2 protein-coding genes and 1 pseudogene are annotated in these 2,573 nt (G+C 62.1%); 1 reads left to right on the forward strand and 2 read right to left on the reverse strand.

What is annotated here, in order from left to right:
• Positions 1–432, forward strand: a pseudogene (locus tag Q0K09_RS10690) (M20/M25/M40 family metallo-hydrolase); the annotation flags it as partial.
• Between the two features lie 53 nt (positions 433–485).
• On the opposite strand, the gene Q0K09_RS10695 reads toward Q0K09_RS10690, so the two are convergent.
• On the reverse strand, positions 486–1,034 hold the full coding sequence (locus Q0K09_RS10695) for a flavodoxin family protein (protein WP_294476229.1): 549 nt from the start codon (positions 1,032–1,034) through the stop codon (positions 486–488).
• Positions 1,035–1,183: 149 nt separating this feature from the next.
• On the reverse strand, positions 1,184–2,341 hold the full coding sequence (locus tag Q0K09_RS10700) for an iron-containing alcohol dehydrogenase (protein WP_294476233.1): 1,158 nt from the start codon (positions 2,339–2,341) through the stop codon (positions 1,184–1,186).
• Between the last annotated feature and the right edge of the window lie 232 nt (positions 2,342–2,573).

Consider the following 2,573-nt stretch of genomic DNA (forward strand, 5'->3'; position numbering starts at 1 on the left):
CTGGTGCAGACCTCCCTGAACCTGGGCATCCTCACCACCGGGGCGGAGGAGCTGCGGGCCTGCTTCTCGGTGCGCAGCTCCCTGGGGTCCCAGAAGGAGGCCCTGAAGGACCGGCTCACCTGCCTCACCCAGGCCCTGGGGGGCAGAACCCAATACTCCGGGGACTATCCGGCCTGGGAATACAAAGAGGACTCGCCCCTCCGGGACCGGATGGTCCAGGTGTTCCGGGAGCAGTACGGCCGCGCGCCCAAGGTGGAGGCCATCCACGCCGGGGTGGAGTGCGGCCTGCTGGCGGGGAAGATTCCGGGCCTGGACTGCGTGTCCATCGGCCCCGACCTGCTGGAGATCCACACCCCCCGGGAGCGGATGAGCATCTCCTCCGTCCAGCGGGTGTGGGCCTTCCTGCTGGAGGTCTTGAAGCGGAGCAAATAAAAAACGAAACGCGGACCTTGGATGTTCCAGGGTCCGCGTTTTTGGTTTCGATATCAGGAGATGGACCGGCCCAGCTCAAAGGCCTGGTGGAGCTCCTCCCGGCCGGCGATGTCCCCCAGGTTCATCACCCCGCCGCACAGCACCCTGCCAAGGCTTTTCCAGCCCAGGTGCTGTTCCAGGTGGTCGTACCAGTACAGGGTCTCCTCAAAGCCGTGGCCCTCCGCCGCCATAAGCAGGACGGACTCCTTTTTTGGGTTGGCCAGGCCGGGGTCGCACTCGGCCACGGCGAACAGCCGGTCAAAGGCCAGCTTCAGCTGTCCGCTGATGGTCCAGTAGTACAGGGGGGAGGCCAGCACCACCACGTCGGCCTCCTTGTAGACCGGGTAGATTTTGTCCATGTCGTCCCGCTGGACACAGGGGTGCTCCGGGTCCCTGCCACCGCCGAAGCAGCCCCTGCAGCCGTGGAGGTCCATGCCGTCCAGGAAGAACTCCGTGACCGTATTGCCGGCGCTCTCCGCCCCCTCGGCAAAGGAGCGGATCAGGGCGGCGGTGTTGCCGGTTTTCCGGGGGCTGCCATTGAGAATCAAGATTTTTTTACTCATTGTAATATCCTCCTCAGATATAGCAAATACAGTGAAACGATTGAGGGCAATTTCGGTTCTCCAAGACTTGGAACCCAGCGGGTCTGTGCAAAACCCGCTGGGTTCCGGTGTATCGGAAGAAGGGAGAACGAGATGAACAGAAACGAAGCTCATTCGCCCTCGTAGGCCTGGCGGTACACCTCAATGATCTGCTCCTTGGTGGCGGTGCGGGGGTTGGTGAGGCTGCACACGTCCTTCATGGCGTTTTCGGCCATGATGGCGAAGTCCTCGGGCTTGACGCCGAGCACCTTCAGGTTGGCGGGGATGCCCAGGCGCTGGCCCATGCGCTTGACGGCGGCGATGCCCTCTTCGGCGGCGGCGGAACAGGACAGATTCTCCCCCCGCACCCCCATGGCAATGGCGATCTCCTTGAACCGGGTCATATTGCCGATGAGGTTGAACTTCATCACATAGGGCAGCAGCACCGCGTTGCAGACACCGTGGGGCAGGTTGTAGAAGCCGCCCAGCTGGTGGGCCATGGCGTGGACGTAGCCCAGGGAGGCGTTGTTGAAGGCGATGCCCGCCAGATACTGGGCGTAGGCCATCTTGTCCCGGGCCTTCATGTAGTTGCCGTTAGCCACCGCCTTGGGCAGGTAGTGGGAGATCATCTGGACGGCCATGGTGGCCGCCGCGTCGGTGAGGGGGTTGGCGTCGGTGGACACATAGGCCTCAATGGCGTGGGTGAGGGCGTCCATGCCGGTGGCGGCGGTGAGGGAGGGGGGCATGCCGCGCATCAGCTCCGGGTCGTTGATGGCGATCTGAGGGGTAACCCGCCAATCCACAATGGCCATCTTCACCTTCCGGCTGGTGTCGGTAATGATGCAGAACCGGGTGATCTCCGAGGCGGTGCCCGCCGTGGTATTCACCGCCATCAGAGGCATCAGGGGGCGGCTGGAGCGGTCGATGCCCTCATAGTCGTGGATGGTCCCGCCGTTGGCGGCCACCATGCCGATGCCCTTGGCACAGTCGTGGGAGGAGCCGCCCCCCAGGGAAAGGATGGAGTCGCAGCCGTTCTCCTGAAACACCGCCACGCCGGCGGCCACGTTTTGGTCGGTGGGATTGGGCTCGGCCCCGGGGAAGACGATGGATTCCACGCCGGCCTGGGCCAGGATCTCTTGGATCTGTCCCGCCATGCCGCTCTCATGGAGAAATTTGTCGGTGACGATCATCGTCTTATGGCCGCCCAGACTTTTCATTAACTCGCCGGCCTCCTGGGAAGCGCCCATTCCAAAGACGTTCCGGGTGGGAAGGAAATAGTACGTTGACATGACAAAAGCCTCCTTACGCGCTCTCGCAAAACAGGTGCCCTCAAAATGAAGGAAAAAAAGAAAGAACCTTCATTTTTGAGATGGACCCATTATAGCGGGCGGGGAGGCCGTTGTCGAATCCGAAATATGGTATGAGGTTATATGAAAAAACGTATGGCGGGGCTTACCGCTCGCCGGGCCGGTCCTCCAGCAGGCTGCGGCTCCACATGAAATCAATGAGTTTCTGCTGCAC

It is taken from the genome of uncultured Intestinimonas sp., assembly GCF_944387725.1.
Taxonomy (GTDB): Bacteria; Bacillota; Clostridia; order Oscillospirales; family Oscillospiraceae; genus Intestinimonas.